This is a genomic window from Superficieibacter sp. (assembly GCF_032071645.1).
Lineage (GTDB): Bacteria > Pseudomonadota > Gammaproteobacteria > Enterobacterales > Enterobacteriaceae > Superficieibacter.
On sequence record NZ_DAMAPU010000014.1, the window covers coordinates 1 to 16,765 of the forward strand.

At 56.4% G+C, this 16,765-nt stretch carries 18 protein-coding genes; 3 read left to right on the plus strand and 15 right to left on the minus strand.

Going from position 1 to position 16,765, the window contains the following annotated elements:
* The first annotated feature begins 162 nt into the window (after window positions 1-162).
* The 3 genes from nirC (at window position 163) to RT197_RS18185 (ending at window position 2,720) form a co-directional block, all read left to right on the plus strand.
* Window positions 163-969, plus strand: coding sequence for a nitrite transporter NirC (gene nirC / locus RT197_RS18175; protein WP_312952553.1), 807 nt, complete (start codon window positions 163-165; stop codon window positions 967-969).
* 14 nt (window positions 970-983) lie between these two features.
* Window positions 984-2,357 carry a siroheme synthase CysG gene (gene cysG, locus RT197_RS18180; RefSeq protein WP_312952554.1) on the plus strand — a complete coding sequence of 458 codons (1,374 nt, stop codon included), beginning with the start codon at window positions 984-986 and terminating at the stop codon, window positions 2,355-2,357.
* A gap of 195 nt (window positions 2,358-2,552) precedes the next feature.
* A complete protein-coding gene (locus tag RT197_RS18185) occupies window positions 2,553-2,720 on the plus strand; it encodes a DUF4223 family protein (RefSeq protein WP_312952555.1) in 168 nt (55 codons plus the stop codon).
* 34 nt (window positions 2,721-2,754) lie between these two features.
* On the opposite strand, the gene RT197_RS18190 is transcribed toward RT197_RS18185, so the two are convergent.
* From RT197_RS18190 to aroK, 15 genes are all read right to left on the minus strand, one after another.
* Entirely contained in the window at window positions 2,755-3,840 is a 1,086-nt protein-coding gene (locus RT197_RS18190; RefSeq protein WP_312952556.1) for an aminotransferase class I/II-fold pyridoxal phosphate-dependent enzyme, read from the minus strand.
* Window positions 3,841-3,843: 3 nt separating this feature from the next.
* Window positions 3,844-5,151, minus strand: coding sequence for a YhfT family protein (locus tag RT197_RS18195; protein ID WP_312952557.1), 1,308 nt, complete (start codon window positions 5,149-5,151; stop codon window positions 3,844-3,846).
* A 10-nt stretch (window positions 5,152-5,161) separates the two neighbouring features.
* A complete protein-coding gene (locus RT197_RS18200; RefSeq protein WP_312952558.1) occupies window positions 5,162-5,515 on the minus strand; it encodes a DUF2620 domain-containing protein in 354 nt (117 codons plus the stop codon).
* Window positions 5,516-5,524: 9 nt separating this feature from the next.
* A complete protein-coding gene (locus tag RT197_RS18205; protein ID WP_312952559.1) occupies window positions 5,525-6,403 on the minus strand; it encodes a phosphotriesterase-related protein in 879 nt (292 codons plus the stop codon).
* Entirely contained in the window at window positions 6,393-7,628 is a 1,236-nt protein-coding gene (locus tag RT197_RS18210; RefSeq protein ID WP_312952560.1) for a phosphopentomutase, read from the minus strand. Before RT197_RS18210 ends, RT197_RS18205 begins: the two co-directional genes overlap by 11 nt.
* On the minus strand, window positions 7,621-8,796 hold the full coding sequence (locus RT197_RS18215; RefSeq protein WP_312952561.1) for a YhfX family PLP-dependent enzyme: 1,176 nt from the start codon (window positions 8,794-8,796) through the stop codon (window positions 7,621-7,623). Before RT197_RS18215 ends, RT197_RS18210 begins: the two co-directional genes overlap by 8 nt.
* A gap of 79 nt (window positions 8,797-8,875) precedes the next feature.
* Window positions 8,876-9,232, minus strand: coding sequence for a PRD domain-containing protein (locus tag RT197_RS18220; protein WP_312952562.1), 357 nt, complete (start codon window positions 9,230-9,232; stop codon window positions 8,876-8,878).
* 9 nt (window positions 9,233-9,241) lie between these two features.
* On the minus strand, window positions 9,242-10,144 hold the full coding sequence (gene yhfZ, locus RT197_RS18225) for a GntR family transcriptional regulator YhfZ (RefSeq protein ID WP_312952563.1): 903 nt from the start codon (window positions 10,142-10,144) through the stop codon (window positions 9,242-9,244).
* Between the two features lie 145 nt (window positions 10,145-10,289).
* Window positions 10,290-11,294, minus strand: a complete 1,005-nt coding sequence (trpS, locus tag RT197_RS18230) for a tryptophan--tRNA ligase (protein ID WP_312952564.1) — start codon at window positions 11,292-11,294, stop codon at window positions 10,290-10,292.
* Window positions 11,287-12,048 (minus strand): phosphoglycolate phosphatase, encoded by a 762-nt coding sequence (gene gph / locus RT197_RS18235; RefSeq protein ID WP_312952565.1) that lies wholly within the window; start codon window positions 12,046-12,048, stop codon window positions 11,287-11,289. Before gph ends, trpS begins: the two co-directional genes overlap by 8 nt.
* Window positions 12,041-12,718 (minus strand): ribulose-phosphate 3-epimerase, encoded by a 678-nt coding sequence (gene rpe, locus RT197_RS18240; RefSeq protein WP_276163381.1) that lies wholly within the window; start codon window positions 12,716-12,718, stop codon window positions 12,041-12,043. The genes gph and rpe overlap by 8 nt, the downstream gene beginning before the upstream one ends.
* A 17-nt stretch (window positions 12,719-12,735) precedes the next feature.
* On the minus strand, window positions 12,736-13,572 hold the full coding sequence (dam, locus tag RT197_RS18245; protein WP_312952566.1) for an adenine-specific DNA-methyltransferase: 837 nt from the start codon (window positions 13,570-13,572) through the stop codon (window positions 12,736-12,738).
* 74 nt (window positions 13,573-13,646) lie between these two features.
* Window positions 13,647-14,981, minus strand: coding sequence for a cell division protein DamX (damX, locus tag RT197_RS18250; protein WP_312952567.1), 1,335 nt, complete (start codon window positions 14,979-14,981; stop codon window positions 13,647-13,649).
* Window positions 14,982-15,074: 93 nt separating this feature from the next.
* Window positions 15,075-16,163, minus strand: a complete 1,089-nt coding sequence (gene aroB / locus RT197_RS18255) for a 3-dehydroquinate synthase (RefSeq protein WP_312952568.1) — start codon at window positions 16,161-16,163, stop codon at window positions 15,075-15,077.
* Between the two features lie 56 nt (window positions 16,164-16,219).
* On the minus strand, window positions 16,220-16,741 hold the full coding sequence (aroK, locus tag RT197_RS18260) for a shikimate kinase AroK (RefSeq protein ID WP_003861630.1): 522 nt from the start codon (window positions 16,739-16,741) through the stop codon (window positions 16,220-16,222).
* Window positions 16,742-16,765 lie beyond the last annotated feature (24 nt).

Consider the following 16,765-nt stretch of genomic DNA (forward strand, 5'->3'; position numbering starts at 1 on the left):
GTTCCCTCTCCCTGTGGGAGAGGGTCAGGGAGAGGGAGAAAATCGGCACCGGACGCCACTCTCGCGCTCGGTCAGTTCCCTCTCCCTGTGGGAGAGGGTCAGGGAGAGGGCATTTTCAGCAATTTTACTTTTTTATTTTTCATTACCTTCAGGATAATCAACATGTTTACCGACACCATTAATAAGTGTGCGGCCAACGCTGCACGCATCGCACGCCTCAACTCCACTAATCCTTTCGGCTTCTGGATCAGCTCCGCCATGGCGGGCGCTTACGTCGGACTGGGGATTATCCTTATTTTCACTCTCGGCAACCTGCTTGATCCTGCCGTGCGTCCGCTGGTGATGGGCGCGACCTTCGGCATCGCCTTAACGCTGGTGATTATCGCCGGGTCTGAACTCTTTACCGGCCATACCATGTTCCTGACGCTCGGCGTCAAAGCAGGCACCATCAGCCAGGGGCAGATGTGGGCGATCCTGCCGCAAACCTGGCTTGGCAACCTGATTGGCTCGGTGTTTGTCGCGCTGCTGTATAGCTGGGGCGGCGGTAGCCTGCTGCCGGTCGATACCAGCCTGTTACACACCGTCGCGCTGGCAAAAACTGCCGCTCCCGCCTCGGTGCTGTTCTTTAAAGGCGCACTGTGCAACTGGCTGGTTTGCCTCGCGATCTGGATGGCCATGCGCACCGAAGGCGCAGCGAAATTGCTTGCCATCTGGTGGTGTCTGCTGGCGTTTATCGCTTCCGGCTACGAACACTCGGTCGCCAACATGACGCTGTTCGCGCTCTCCTGGTTTGGTCATCACAGCGATGCCTACACCCTCGCTGGTATCGGTCATAACCTGCTGTGGGTGACGCTGGGCAACACCTTCTCCGGCGCAGTATTTATGGGATTAGGTTACTGGTATGCTACGCCGCGCGCCGAACGTCCCGTTCCGGTGAAGTCAGCCCCGCAAACGACCGTCAGCCCGTAAAGTAAGGAACCGCCGTGGACCATTTGCCCATTTTTTGTCAGTTACGCAATCGCGCCTGCCTGCTCGTCGGCGGCGGTGACGTTGCCGAGCGTAAAGCGCGCCTGCTGCTGGAGGCCGGGGCACGGCTGACCGTGAACGCGCTGGCTTTTGTGCCGCAGTTTGCCATCTGGGCGGAAGCCGGAAAACTGACGCTGGCCGAAGGTGAGTTTGCCGAAGCGCTGCTGGATGAAAGCTGGCTGGTGATTGCCGCCACCGACGATGCCCGCGTTAACCAGCGCGTCAGTGATGCCGCCGAAGCACGACGCATTTTCTGTAACGTGGTCGATGCGCCGACGCAGGCCAGCTTTATTATGCCGTCGATTATCGACCGCTCGCCGCTGATGGTGGCGGTGTCTTCCGGCGGCAACTCGCCCGTGCTGGCGCGTCTGCTGCGGGAAAAACTCGAATCCCTGCTGCCGCAGCATCTGGGGCAGGTGGCGAAATACGCCGGACAGCTGCGTGCGCGGGTGAAACAACAGTACCACACCATGAGCGAGCGCCGCCGCTTCTGGGAAAAACTGTTTGTGAACGATCGTCTGGCGCAATCGCTGGCAAATCAGGATAGCCAGGCCGTTGAAGTTACCACGAAGCAACTGCTGAGCGAACCGCTGGATCATCGCGGTGAAGTGGTGCTGGTCGGAGCCGGGCCGGGCGATCCGGGGCTGTTAACCCTGAAGGGTCTACAGCAGATCCAGCAGGCGGATATCGTGGTCTACGACCGCCTGGTGTCAGATGAGATCATGAATCTGGTGCGCCGCGATGCGGACCGGGTATTCGTCGGCAAACGCGCGGGCTACCATTGCGTGCCGCAGGAAGAAATTAATCAAATCCTGCTGCGCGAAGCGCAAAAGGGTAAGCGCGTGGTGCGCCTGAAAGGGGGCGATCCGTTTATCTTTGGTCGCGGCGGTGAGGAGCTGGAAACCCTGTGTCACGCCGGTATTCCGTTCTCAGTCGTGCCTGGCATTACCGCCGCCTCCGGCTGTTCCGCCTACGCGGGTATCCCGCTGACCCACCGCGATTACGCGCAAAGCGTGCGGCTGATCACCGGCCATCTGAAAACCGGCAGCGAACTGGACTGGAAAAATCTGGCGGCGGAGCAGCAAACGCTGGTCTTCTATATGGGCCTGAACCAGGCACCGCGCATTCAGCAGGAATTGATTGCGCACGGGATGTCAGCAGATATGCCGGTGGCGCTGGTAGAAAATGGCACGTCGGTGAAGCAGCGGGTGGTTAGCGGAACCCTTGCCGAACTGGGTGAACTGGCGCAACAGGTCGCCAGCCCGGCGCTGATTATTGTGGGGCGCGTGGTGGCGCTTCGCGATAAACTTAACTGGTATTCAAACCACTAATTTAAATTCAGGCCAGCTTTCCGCGCTGGCCTTTTTATTTTCCAGCAATTTTTAAGTCCGAATGCAAACTTATTAATTCCGCCGCCTTGCTTTATACTAAATGCCTTATATTTGAAAAGGATATATACGCGCCTCGTAATATTCGCATCAACTATAAATAATCCGTTATATGACTTAATGATAAGGAAATTGAATATGTTTAAATTTGCAAAAGCCGCTGCGCTGATCGCAGCATTAGCTACCCTGACCGCCTGTACGGGTCACGTTGACAACAAAGCTAAAAATTGCAGCTACGACTATCTGCTGCACCCGGCAATCTCCATCTCTAAAATTATTGGTGGTTGCGGCCCGACGGCTCAGTAATTATGATTATTTCGCCCCCGCTTTGGGGGCGATTTTATTTCCCGGCACAACTTTCACGTAAAATTCTCAGCACCGTGTCTTTGCCACTGCGATTCGGATTAATTCGGATCATCCGTTGTTCAAGTGTCGGATCGGCCTGGCGAAACGTCCCCGATAAACGGTAAAACAGCGGCGGAATTTCATATTTTGACTCGGCCCCCACCGGATAAGGCAATGCTCCCAGTTGCTGTGCCATCGCTAAAACCTCCCCGGCAATCGGCTGATGAAACTCAACCAGCAGCACTTTTGATTGCGCATTGGCAATCAGCGCCTGCTTCACCTGCGGGATCGCCCCTCCGTTCAGCGCTGCCACCAGTTCATCATTCACCTGCGCCTGGACGGCGTGCATCACCGGCGCAAAGACCAGACCGCGCAGCGCTTCCATCGCCTGTCCGCCCTGAACCTGACTGCCGCCGGAATACATCGTCTGGCGCACCGCGCTGACCGCGTCGGCCTCCCCTACCACCACGCCAACGCCCGGCGGCCCAAAGAGCTTAAAGCACGAGAAGGTGGACAGCGTTGCCCCGTATTCACAGCCAATTTTGTCCACTTTCATCACCGCGTAATTATCATCCACCAGCGACGGTAACCCCTGCCGCTGGCAGCATTCGACGATCTCCTGCAACACATACGCGTCATCCATTTTTTGCCGGGTATGCTGGATCAGCACCGCCTGCGGACGATACTGCCTGATGGCTTCGGCGAGCCGCACCGGAGAATTAAAATCGGCGCGGATGAGTTTCAGGCCCATCTGCTGCGCAATCACTGCCGTAGTCGGATACAGCGGCGCATCGTGAACCAGCAGCGTCTGCCCGGCGTTTAGCAGCGCGGCCAGACCGCTACGGATCGCCCCGGTGCCCGCGCCCTGCACCAGCGCGGCGGCGGGCGCGGCAAAAAATTCAGCGAGCACCGCTTCAACGCGCCGGGTCATCTGCGGCTGATTCAGCCCCGGCACCAGGCCAACATCCCCGGCGCTAAGAAAATCGCTGCCGGGGAAATGGCGGCAGATAATATCCACCAGCCGGAACTGTTTACTCTGCGCCTGCGCCATCGTCAGGCTTTGCAACGGCCAGCATTTCACCGATTACGCTCCCGGCACAAACAGGCCGCAGTAGAACAGAATATTCAGCACGATCCCGGTGATCAGCACTGCCACCACCGGCGAGGCCATTTTCTGCACCGGACGCCCCAGCGATTCGTTGAGGAAGTAGAGCGCGGCGGCAATAGTAAACCCGGTATAGCCCGCCATTTTGATCGCAGCGAAAATCGAGCCGATCAGCAGCGCCATTTCCATCAGCATGTTCATCGCGTTGCGGATGTTATCCGACGCGTTGCGCACCGAAGGATAGCGCCCCAGCCACTTGCCAATGGAGCGTAAGAGCAGCACTTCGATGGAAATGACTATCGCCCCCGCCACAAAGGCGAGGATCGGATTGGTGATCAGGTATCCGGCAGCATAGACAAACGTAAAGCCTGCGACCGCATAAACTCCGGTCGCCAGCGCGGTTGTGGCAATCAGCGGCACAAAGCCCAGGCCGCGCATCAGTTCCGCCAGCGCCGCCTGATGGATCAGCGTCTGCGACTCGGCGGGGTCCAGCCCCGGCGTATATGCTTTCTCAAGGGTAAAGATGGAAACCTCCGATCCGGCAAAAATCTTCATGCTGGCGACGACCGCGATCAGCCCACCGACCACCGCGATAAACGGCAGATTTTTGATGATCCTGGAGGTGCGTTCCTCAAAAACGGATATGCCGCCGTAGTCGTGCTCTCGCTCGCCGCGCGTGCGCACATCCTGGGTGATGGCAATGCCCAACAGCATCACCATGCCGACGAAGATTTCGATGGATTCCGGGTTCAGATGCGGGAAGAAGCGCACCACCAGCACGCGGGTCATCAACACCACCACCGCCGCCACGAGGCTGTTCTTCCAGCCAAACTGATAGAAAATTGCCACCAGCGGGAACAGCGCGAACGCAGAGACGACGGGCGAACTCAGCTCTCCCAGCGACCCCAGCACATCTACCGGCAGCGCGGTCAGTAAATGGTTTACCGGGATCAGGAAGGTCAGGATCAATATCCCCCAAATCGCCCCCAGCCCGAACGCCAGCCAGCCGTTAATCGCCAGCACGCCGAGAATATCCGTCGGCAAAAACAGCAGCCAGCTATTGAGCAAGCCGGTTTTCAGCGTGAATGAAATGCCCACCGATGCCACAAATCCGATACTCAGGCCAAAGGCGATACTGCCCGCCTCGCGGCGATTCATATGGCCTTCAATAAGCTGGGGCAGAATGGGGCGAATACCGTCGTGAAAAACCGCCGCTGACTTGTGCGCCAGCAGCGCGGTCATTCCCGTCAGGCAGGCCACTATCAAGATTTGCATGTAGAAATCCATCACCGTGCCTCTATTTTAGGTGAGCGATTAGCATCGGGATCGCATGTTCAATATGCTCAACCGACAGTCCAAACGCGACTTTCCCTTCCGCGACAAATTTAGCGATCTGATCCTCTTTCGCTTTGATCCCCGGTTTGGCGATGGTGCAGCTTTTGTTGTAGCCAATCACCGCGATGGCAATGGATAACGCCGCACCCGCCCCGGTATTACACGCGCCGATGTAGTAATCAAGCTGCCCGGATTTCACCTTCATTGCCGCGTCCATATCGTTATGAATAAATACCTCAAAGCAGCCGGGGGCGGCGGTTTCAATCGTCTTTTTCATCAGCTCGCGCTGCAAGCCAGCAACACCGATCTTTTTCATGGGAAAACCTTATTTAAAGAAGACAGAGGGATTGTCGCGTAACATAAGATCAACATCGGCCTGAGTCAGGCCCGCCTTAAGCAGCATCGGCACAAATGTTGTCAGTAAATAATCAAAACCGGGGCCGCCGTTCGCTTTCAGGTGGGAGCGGCGGGTGATATCCATTGAGAGCATGACGCGATTAAGCAGCCCGCGCCGGGCCAGCTCGCACAGCGTGGCGACGCGCTTTTCATCCGGGTAATAGTTGTTCTTGCCGATAGTATCGAACTGGACGTAAGCGCCCTGATCAATCATCCGCAGAATGTCTTCGAAGTGATCGCGCAGGTCGCAATGGCCGACCACCACGCGGTTGAGCGCCACGCCGTGCTGTTTCAGCAGCGCCAGCTGCTCCAGGCCCATGGTGCTAAACGACGTATGGGTAGAAATGGGACGCCCGGTTTCCCGGTGCGCAATGGCAGCGGCGGTAAACACTTTGGCTTCGTCGGGAGTAATAACATCCACGCTGGAGCCGATTTCGGCAATAATGCCCGCCTTCAGGCCCGTGCCGTCGATGCCGGTTTCGATCTCGTCGATCATCTCCCGCGCCAGCGTTTCCACTGGCGTGGTCGCCACGTGTGCCGGGAAAAAATCGTGCTGATAATAGCCGGTGCAGGCCACGACGTTCATCCCGGTGTCACGCATAATGTGCATCAGAAATAAGGGATCGCGCCCCATATACCGGTTGGTCATCTCAATAATATTGCGCACGCCCTGCGCATAGAGAGATTTCATTTCGGCGCAAATCAGCGCGTATTGATCCAGACGGCAATCAATATTGTTCTTAAAGGACGACAGATCGATACGCAGATGCTCATGCGCATAGGTGTAGCCCGACGCATCAATCGTCATGATGACCTCCAGAATGTGTTTTCAGCAGGGAGAGGAATGAGGTGCCGTTTTGCGGAGCTGCCGCCGCGAAAAAGTCGCAGGCCGTCGCCCCCACATCGGACAGCGTGCGCCGCTCGCCGAGGCGGGCGGGGACAATATCCGGCTGCCAGACCAGCAGCGGCACCTTTTCGCGGGTGTGGTGGCTGTGCCCGATGGTCGGATCGTTACCGTGATCTGCCATCACCACCAGACAGTCGCCGGCGTGCATGGCCTGCATCAGGCGGGCGAGATTTTTATCAACCACGATCAGGCGGTCGGCGTAGCGCGTCACATCCTGCGCGTGCCCGGCCAAATCGGTTTCCTGGATGTTGGTGCAAATAAAAGCATTCCCCGGTTTCTGAAGTTCGTCCAGGGTAATATCCATAATCTGTTGAGTATCCACCAGATTCTGATAGCTGACGCCGTGCGGGTTAATGGCGATGTCTGCCACCTTGCCGACCAGCACCGTTTTGATGCCCACGTCGTGCAGTTTTTGCGGGGCCTGCACGTCAGGATCGACGCCGTATCCCAGATGCACCACCTGAAAGCCCCGCTCATATACCCCGGAGCGCGGTGCGTTAATCCCCATATAAATGCCCTGCTTTTCTTCGGCGGCATCATGCAGTTGCTGGCTGCTCTCCAGCAGACCGCCAAAAGCGATAACGCGCCCCACCCGCACGCAGCGGCGCACCACGTCGCCGATAGCACGCACCTTGTCGAAAGCGATGGCGCTGAGGTTGGCGCTGACGTTGAAGACCTGACCGAGATCGGCTTCGAGATTATCGCCAATCGCCACCGCCTGATTCACCCACAGGTAGCGCAGGGTATTGCCGAGACGTTCGACCTCCCAGCCGTCGGCAAGCAGCGCCTGCTCAACGTCGTCTATAACCGCCGAAAACGGCATTCGCAGCGGTGACTGCGGGCGGGTACCCAGGATTTCCTGGTGCCCCATAAAAGTGTCGCCGCCTTCATGCTGTAGCGCCGCCGTGCCATAAACCGCACTGGCGGAAGGCAGCATCGCACCGGCGGAAAAGCCCAGCGCGTTGATCAGGCCGAGCTTTTCCAGTACCGGCAGGCGAAGCTGGGGGAAATGCTGCAAAATATGCCCGCAGGTATTGGCTCCCACATCCTGCGGCCTCACCTGCGGCACATCCTTCATTGCGCCCACGCCAAAACTGTCGATAACCACGACGACAAACTTACTCATGCAGACCTCCAGAAATGGGATTGCCGAGACTGTCATACAACGCCTCAAGAACGGGCTTGCCCGTCTTAATGCCGGACACCAGCGCCACATCGCTGCGGGTCACAAAAATCTGCGTGCGATAACACATCAGCACCGGACTACCGACCGGGAATTCGCCCGCCAGCGGCAGGTGATAATCAATGCTGCTTTCGTCCACCGGCAGAAGCCGCGTCGCCCGCGCAACATCCTGATTTTTCGGGTACACCAGCGCGTTTTCTGCATGGCCCCGACGATAATAACCGCCGCCATAGCAGTAGCTATTCCCCTGGAAATGGTGGGAAACTTCGGTGAGGTAAAGCATAGCGATGCGTTCCGGCTCGTTGCCGTACTGGTTGGACGGCAGCGTGCCGGTTAGCGCGTGGCCGGGCTCCGCATGGGTGACGCCGAATTCCGCCAGCAGCGGAAACATGCGGCAGCTTGAGGCGGACGGCGCGTTAATCTGGCTCACCTGTACGCCCAGCGCCCGCAGATGGTCGCTGGCTTTCAGCAGCGTGTGGATATTCTGCGTCGGCAGCGTCAGGCGAATGTCGTCATGCCACAGCAGGCAGGGAAAGTGCGTCAGTCCGCTGATTTTGACGCCCGGCAGCGCCCGGATGGCCTTCACGACCTTATCAAGCATTTCCAGCGGAAAGCCCGCTTCCTGACCGGGATAAAGCGTGTCGTTATCAGCATAGAATTTCAGCATAATCGGCTGAACGCGCCCGGTACGCTCCGCCGCCGCCGAAATCTCTCTGGCTTTTTCCAGCGAGAAGACGGTGATGATGTCGACCGCAAAGTTCACTTCATCCTCAATGCGGCTTTTCGGTATCTGTACCAGATGCCCCACGTGCGACACCGGAATACCGGCACGGCGCAGCGTGCGCGCCTCTTTGAAATCGACCGCCACCGCGCCCTGAAAACCCAGTTCGATCAGTTTTTTGGCAAGCCAGGCATTGCGTCCAAGCTGCTTGGTCATCAGGTACAGTTTAAGCCCACAGCGGTCCGCCTCTTCCAGCAAGCGCCGTCCGTTTTCCATCACCTGATCGACATCAATCACCCAGGTATCGGGCAGTAGCGCCCCCTGCTGCCATAATTCACGCGTGGCCTGCATCAGCCCTGGATTTTGTGCCCTGAGTGCTTCAATAAACATGCTTTGCCTCTCAACGACCGATCACGATACCACCCTAAATAATCATTTTTTTGAAGATTTAAGGCATATAAAAAACACGCTACTCCCGACTGGCCAGCCACAGGCTGAGAAGATTCACCAGCATATACCCTTCTTCGTTCGGATGCAGTTGCACATCAAACGGGGCCAGCAGCGCCTGATGGACCGGCAGCAGCTGCGGATACAGTTCTGACGTCACCAGTTCCTGCCATAACTCCTCATCCAGCGGGTTGACACGCTCGCCCAGCCGGCTGCGCATCAGCGCATTGGCCATATGAGTGATCGCCATTTCCCCCTGCTCGTTATGCATCGGAATGTCCCATATGGTCTCCAGCCGGTTCACGGTCGCCAGCAGGCCGTCGCGAATGTCCTTATCGATAATTCCCGCCTCATGCAGAAGGTTTAACCGCTCTTCCATTTCGCTCTCCTAGTAGCTCGGCTCCTGAAGTCCGGTCAGCACGCGCTGTTGATGAGTCAGGAGCGCGTTTTTATCCACCACCGTGCGCAGCAGTTGCTGGATCGGGATGTCTTCACTGCGGGTCAGCACCACCGCTTCCGAGGCCTGCGCAAAGCGCGGATCGCCGGACAGCGGTCTGGCGACCAGCCCGTGCGTCAGCAGGTCCGCCTCGTTGGTAATGTTCCAGATCGAGGCATCAATATCGCCCCGCGCAATATGACTCAGGCATTCGTGATAGGGCACGTCCAGGCGCTCAATCGGCTGCCCGGCAAAATAGATATCCCCCATAATGCGCTGGTCGGCAGAACGCGGGTCCTGACCGAGGCGGCGGATGTCCTTCTCGCCAGCACGGCAAATCAACTTATGTTCATTCACATAGGTGTGCGGTCCCAGCGCCAGCGCCATGCAGACATCGCCGCTATCAAGATAGCTTTGCGCCGCCAGACGTGACACCACCGCCAGGTCGTAAACGCCGTTCAGCAGACATTCAACGCGAACATCTGATCCGCGCATATGCGCGTAGTAAAACGGAATACCGTTGAACTGCGCCTTCAGCCCGCTGGCTAACCCTTCATACAATCGGGTATAGGGCAGCGGCATTGCACACACTACATTACCGATATCGGCAAACGCTAATAGGGCTTTATTATCCATACTGACCAGATAGCTTCCGTTACGTCCGCGTCGCTCGACGGTCACGGCTCCGGCTTTTTCCAGCGTTTTCAGCGCCGCCTGAATCAGGCCCACAGAAAAGTGACACTCGCTTGCCAGCTCATCGATAGTTTTCAATCGATTACCGGTTTTTTCACCCAGCAAGTACCGGGCAAGCGACGTCTGCGCCACGCCTTCTTTTTTGATAAAGCTACGACTCATGATTAATCTTCAAAATATTGAATACTTATATCTTTATTAAGATGAATATAAATGGCAAATGGGGAAGATGCAAAAAGAGAGGGTGGTCACAGAATAAACAGTACAAAAAACCCTCTCCGCACGGGAGAGGGTCAGAGGAAAGGTATTACGGCTTCGCCACGAAACCAATCGCTTCGTAGACTTTTTTCAGCGTTTCCGCTGCGCGCGCGCTGGCTTTCTCCGCGCCCTCTTTCATGATTTTTTGCAGGAAAGCTTCGTCGTTACGGTAGCGGTGATAACGCTCCTGCAACTCAGTCAGCATCCCGGAAACGGCTTCGGCGACTTCCCCTTTCAGGTGGCCGTACATTTTGCCTTCGAAATGCTGCTCCAGTTCCGGGATCGTTTTACCCGTTACGCCGGAGAGAATATCCAGCAGGTTAGACACGCCCGCTTTATTCTGTACGTCATAGCGCACCACCGGCGGCTCTTCAGAGTCGGTCATCGCGCGTTTGAGTTTTTTGACTACCGATTTCGGATCTTCCAGCAGGCCGATCACGTTGTTGCGATTATCGTCAGACTTGGACATTTTTTTCGTCGGGTCGAGCAGCGACATCACGCGCGCGCCGGATTTCGGAATAAACGGCTCCGGCACTTTGAACACGTCGCCGTACAGCGCGTTAAAGCGGGAGGCGATATCGCGGCTCAGCTCCAGATGCTGCTTCTGATCTTCGCCAACCGGCACCTGGTTGGTCTGATACAGCAGAATATCCGCCGCCATCAGAACCGGGTAATCAAACAGACCGGCGTTGATGTTCTCGGCATAGCGGGCCGATTTGTCTTTGAACTGCGTCATGCGGCTTAATTCGCCGAAGTAGGTGTAGCAGTTCAGCGCCCAGCCAAGCTGCGCGTGTTCGGTCACATGGGACTGAACAAAAATGGTGCTTTTCTCTGGATCGATACCGCAGGCCAGATACAGCGCCAGCGTGTCCAGAGTCGCCTTACGCAGCTTCTCAGGATCCTGACGCGCGGTAATAGCATGGAGGTCAACGATGCAGTAGATGCAGTCATAGTCATCCTGCATGTTTACCCATTGACGCAGCGCACCCATGTAGTTACCAATGGTCAATTCACCTGAGGGCTGTGCGCCACTAAAGACGATGGGCTTAGTCATTTTTTAATTCCTGGTTTTCACTGTGCAAAAGCCCGAGTGCGGGCAGAAGTTCATTGAAGCGATCGAAAATATAATCCGGGTGGCTTAAGGAAATCGCTTCGCCATAGTTATAGCCGTAGGTCAGACCAACGGAGCAGCAACCCGCCGCGGCGGCGGCCTGAATATCATTGCGCGAATCGCCGACAAAAAGCAGCGCCTGCGGCTCAATACCCAGCCGACTGGCTACCAGCAGCAGCGGCTCCGGGTGCGGCTTTTTATTTTGTACATCATCGCCGCCAATCACGACGGTAAAATATTTGCTGATATCCAGCGCATCCAGCAGCGGCGCGACGAACGGCGTGGGTTTATTGGTCACCAGCGCCAGCGGCAGCCCCTGCGCGTGCAGCGCACCGAGCGTATCGGCGACATCCGGGAAGAGAAAACTTCCCTCTTCGGCAAACTGCGCGTAGTAGCCATCGAAGAGCTTGCGCAACATACGCGCCTGCTCTTCCTGTGGGATATCGTTTTGCTCAACCACCGGTTTACCAGATGCGGCACGGAGCGTCGCGCGCTCCTGAAGCGCCCAGCTTAGCGCTCGCGCCATCAGGACATCGGCCCCGTTACCAATCCACGTAATTACACGAGCTTCACCCGCCTGCGGTAATTCCAGCGCGTACAGAGCGCTATCAACCGCCGAGGTCAGACCCGGCGCGCTGTCGACCAGCGTGCCGTCAAGATCGAAGGCGATGCCCTTGATGGCGTTTAACTTATCCATGACTCACCTTCGCCAGCTCGCGGCGCATTTCGTCAATCACCTGCTTGTAGTCCGGCTTGTCGAAAATCGCCGAACCGGCGACGAACATATCCGCGCCCGCAGCGGCGATTTCAGCGATATTGTTCACCTTCACGCCGCCGTCAACTTCAAGGCGAATATCAAACCCGGAAGCGTCAATGCGGCGGCGTACTTCACGCAGCTTATCCAGCGTATGCGGGATAAAAGACTGACCGCCAAAGCCTGGGTTAACGGACATCAGCAGGATCACGTCCAGCTTATCCATAACGTAGTCGAGATAGCTCAGCGAGGTGGCCGGATTAAACACCAGACCCGCCTTGCAGCCGTGCTCTTTGATCAGTTGCAGGGTGCGGTCAACGTGTTCGGAGGCTTCCGGGTGGAAAGTGATGATGCTGGCACCGGCGGCGGCGAAATCAGGCACCAGGCGATCGACCGGCTTCACCATCAGATGCACATCGATCGGCGCGGTAATACCGTAGTCGCGTAAGGATTTCAGTACCATCGGCCCGATAGTCAGGTTAGGCACATAGTGATTATCCATGACGTCAAAATGCACAACGTCCGCACCTGCTGCCAGCGCTTTTTCCGTATCTTCACCCAGGCGGGCAAAATCAGCTGACAAAATCGAAGGGGCAATTAAGTACTGGCTCATCCGCATCTCCTTGAAATTTATTGAATATCGGGCAAAGCGCTCTCTGGACGATACAGCGCCAGCAGTTCGCTCACCTTTTTACGTGTTCCGCCATTGCTGCTAATACTGCGACGCACTTTAATCCGGGTTTTCGCCGCTAATTTATACCACTCGCGGGTCTGTACGGTATCGTGATTGGAAATCAGTACCGGGATCTGGTTATTCACCAGATCTTCCGCCAGCTGCGCCAGATGCGCCTGCTGCTCCAGCGTAAAACTGTTGGTGTGATAAGCGGTGAAATTCGCCGTCGTCGAGAGCGGCGCATAGGGCGGATCGCAATACACCACCGACCCGCTTTTCGCCCGCCTCATGCTGTCTTCGTAGGTTTCACACAGGAAAGTCGCGTTCTGCGCCTTCTGCGCGAAATGGTACAGCTCGTCCTGCGGGAAATAGGGCTTTTTATAGCGGCCAAACGGCACGTTGAATTCGCCGCGCAGATTATAGCGACAAAGACCGTTATAACCGTGGCGGTTAAGATACAAAAACAGCACCGCGCGCCGCAGCGGATCCTGGCACCGGTTAAACTCGTCGCGCAAAAGGTAGTACGCTTCGGCAACGTTATTTTCCGGCGTGAACATCGCCCGCGCAGCGTCTACGTACTCTTCGGTTTGCGTTTTGACGGTGTTGTAGAGACTGATCAGGTCGCTGTTGATATCCGCAAGAATATAATGAGAAAAGTCGGTGTTCAGAAACACCGACCCGGCACCCACGAAGGGTTCAATAAGGCATTCACCTTCCGGCAAATGCTTTTTGATATCATCGAGCAGGGAGTATTTCCCCCCTGCCCATTTCAGAAAAGCGCGATTCTTTTTCATGCTGACTGATTACACTTTCTCCGGCTGTGGAGAGTGCTCCGACAGCATACTGCGCTTCTGTCTGTGCCCAACCATTACTTCAGATCGGCCTGGACCTGGTTCAACGGTTTTGCCCACGGATTTTTCGCCTGGACATCAGCAGGCAGCGCGGTCACGGCGCGTTTCGCATCGTCTTTAGATGCATAAACGCCGCTTACCAGCACATACCACGGCTGACCGTTGCGGGTGGTCTGATACACCACGTAGTTTTTCAGATTCTCTTTCTTCGCCCAGCCGTTCAGGTTGTCGTAGTTAGAAGAGCTGCTGAGTTGCAGGGTGTAATGGCTGGACGGCGCGGATTTCAGCGAGCCAACGTTGCCGGAAGACTTCGTGCCCGTTGACGCAGCCGGTGCCGTCTGTGCCGGAGCCGTTGCGGTTACCGCAGGCGTTGAAGCCGGAGCCGTCGCCTTTGGCTGCTGGGCCGGGGCGGAAACTGTCGCGGATGGCGCCGTCGCTTTCGGCTGCTGTACCGTCGTTGCCGTCGGCGCTTTCACCGGCGCGGTGGCGGCGGTTTCAGTACGCTTCGGCTGGGCGACCGGTTTTGGCTCGGTTACCGTCGGTTTAGCGGCAGTCTGCTGCGGTTTGCTTTGCGGTTTCGGCTCGATGACAGCCTGCTTACGCTCTGGCCTGGTGGTCGTGGTGGTACGACGCTCGCCCGTTTCGCCAGTCGTGGCCTGACGCGGCGCATTGCCGTTGTGGATAGCCGCCACGGTCGCCGGTTGCGTCGGCAGCGTAGAGTTCACGGCGTTATCGACCTGGCCCTGCTGCTGGGTCAGCGCATTGTTCAGGTCGCCCTGCACTTCCACGCGCTGCTGATTACCTGGCGCAGCCGGAGCTTCACCCTGGGTCGGGGTAGAGGAAATCGGCGGCAGAGAAACTTCCTGCGGGGCGTTATTGCCCGCCGTTTGATTCGTCGGCGCGGTGCCATTTGCAGGCTGGGTGCCCTGGGCGTTGTTATCGTCGCCAGACAGCGCGATATTTTTCTCGCCTGATGAAGCCTGCTCATTCGACGAAGGCGCTTTCAGCGCGGAACCAATACCGGCGATCAATAGCAGCAGCACCACAATACCAATGCCCATCATGATGTACTGACGGGAAGCAGGTTTACGGGCAGGGGCTTTTTTGCGTTTACGCGGACGACGCTCTACCGGCTCTTCGTCATCGAAAGCTTCGTCGTCGGCCTCATATTCATATTCTTCTTCACGCGTTCTGCGCGCGCCACGCGCCGGACGCGGTTCATCGGCATCCAGTTCAACCTCATCAAAATTGATCTGCTGATCGTTATCACGATCGGAAGCCTGCCGAGAACGACCAGTACGACGATCGCTGGGATCGGGTTTCAGCTCGTCTTCTGGTTTGAATTCATCCATTTAACACCCCACTAAAAGGCTTATGCCCACTACGATTGCACATTGCCCGACGTTAAAACGCCACGTCGAAACGTGGCAGACACTTCTCGTTTATTACGCTTGCTGACTATCAGCAATGGCGCTAAGCACCACATCGTGCGGTACACCACTGCGAACTTCACTTTTACCGATTGCGAGCGGCAATACCAGGCGCATTTCGCCCGCCAGCACTTTTTTATCGCGCATCATATGCGGCAGATACGCGTCAGCGGACATCGACTGCGGCCCGTTGACCGGCAATCCTGCCCGCTTAAGTAGAGTGATAATACGCTGCGTATCCTGCTCTGAAAACTGTCCGAGGCGTGCAGAAGTGTATGCAGCCATGACAATTCCCGCTGACACCGCTTCGCCGTGCAGCCAGTTGCCGTAGCCCATTTCGGCTTCGATGGCATGACCGAACGTATGCCCCAGATTCAGCAGCGCGCGAACGCCGGTTTCCCGTTCGTCTGCGGCAACCACGTCCGCTTTGATTTCGCAACAGCGGCGGATGCAGTACGCCATCGCTTTTTCATCGAGCGCCAGCAGAGCATCAATGTTGTTTTCCAGCCAGTCAAAAAATTCGCCATCCAGAATGATGCCGTATTTGATCACTTCCGCCAGACCAGAGGATAGCTCACGTTTCGGCAATGTTTTCAGACAATCGAGATCGACAACCACCGAGGCCGGTTGCCAGAACGCGCCGATCATATTTTTGCCGAGAGGATGGTTAACCGCCGTTTTGCCGCCGACTGATGAGTCAACCTGCGACAGCAGCGTGGTAGGAACCTGAATGAAACGCACGCCACGTTGATAGCTGGCGGCAGCAAAACCGGTGAGATCGCCCACAACTCCGCCACCGAGGGCGACCAGCGTTGTATCACGACCGTGCGGTTTTTGCAGTAATGCAGTAAAGACCGTGTCCATTACCGTCAGGCTTTTGTATTGCTCGCCATCGGGAAGGATCACCCGATCGACGTTTACGCCCGCCTGCTTCAGGACGTTACTGACTTTATCCAGCCAGAGCGGAGCCAGTGTTTCGTTGGTGACCAGCATGACCTGATCGCCAGATTTAAGCGGCAAGAAGGAAGCTGGATCGTTAAACAAACCAGCCGCGATGGTAATCGGGTAACTACGTTCCCCAAGAGTAACGGTAAGCCTCTCCATAACGCGACGTCTACCTTAGTTGCTTATACTCGCTGGCCGTATGTATTAAGCCAGTATCAGTTGCTTTCCAGCATATGAATAATCTGGTTTGCGACGACTTTAGCGCTTTGGTCATCCGTACGGATGGTGACGTCAGCAATCTCTTCGTACAGCGGATTACGTTCGTCAGCCAGGGCTTCCAGCACTTCACGCGGCGGTGTCTCAACCTGTAACAGGGGACGTTTTTTATCGCGCTGGGTACGGGCAAGCTGCTTTTCGATAGTGGTTTCAAGATAAACCACGACACCACGAGCGGAAAGACGATTGCGCGTTTCGCGTGATTTCACAGAGCCGCCGCCAGTCGCCAGCACAATACCCTGCTTTTCCGTCAACTCATTGATGACTTTTTCTTCGCGGTCACGGAAGCCTTCTTCGCCTTCGACATCAAAGACCCAGCCCACATCAGCGCCGGTGCGTTTCTCAATCTCTTGATCCGAATCGTAAAATTCCATATTAAGCTGTTGAGCTAATTGACGCCCAATAGTGCTTTTGCCGGCACCCATAGGCCCAACCAGAAAGATATTGCGTTTCTCTGCCATTTTTTCGGTACTACTAAGACTATT